This window comes from Vibrio sp. 10N.222.49.C9, assembly GCF_041474985.1.
Taxonomy (GTDB): domain Bacteria; phylum Pseudomonadota; class Gammaproteobacteria; order Enterobacterales; family Vibrionaceae; genus Vibrio; species Vibrio crassostreae_C.
In genome coordinates this window covers 1-265 of record NZ_JBFRVD010000864.1, presented here as the reverse complement: position 1 = coordinate 265, position 265 = coordinate 1, and the positions used below count along the sequence as shown (strand labels likewise).

Sequence of the window (265 nt, the reverse complement as noted above, 5' to 3'; positions counted from 1 at the left end):
CTATGCTGGACGTGTCAATCCGTATTGGCGTGCTTAATTTAATGAACAAGATGAAACATGAAATGGGCAAGGCCTTCATGTACATCACTCATGATATCGCGACAGCACGTTACTTCGCCGAAGATACAGTTGTGCTCTATTGCGGTCATATGGTGGAGTGGGGTTCTACTGAAGATATTACGCAGAACCCGCAGCACCCTTATACACAGCTACTGCTGGCAGCAGTGCCTGATCCTAGTCGTAGTATTCATGAGAAGCTCCCGAC

Annotated in this window: 1 pseudogene; it reads left to right on the top strand. The window is 47.5% G+C overall.

The features are described from left to right. A pseudogene (locus AB4585_RS25970) lies at positions 1–265 on the top strand (ABC transporter ATP-binding protein); the annotation flags it as partial.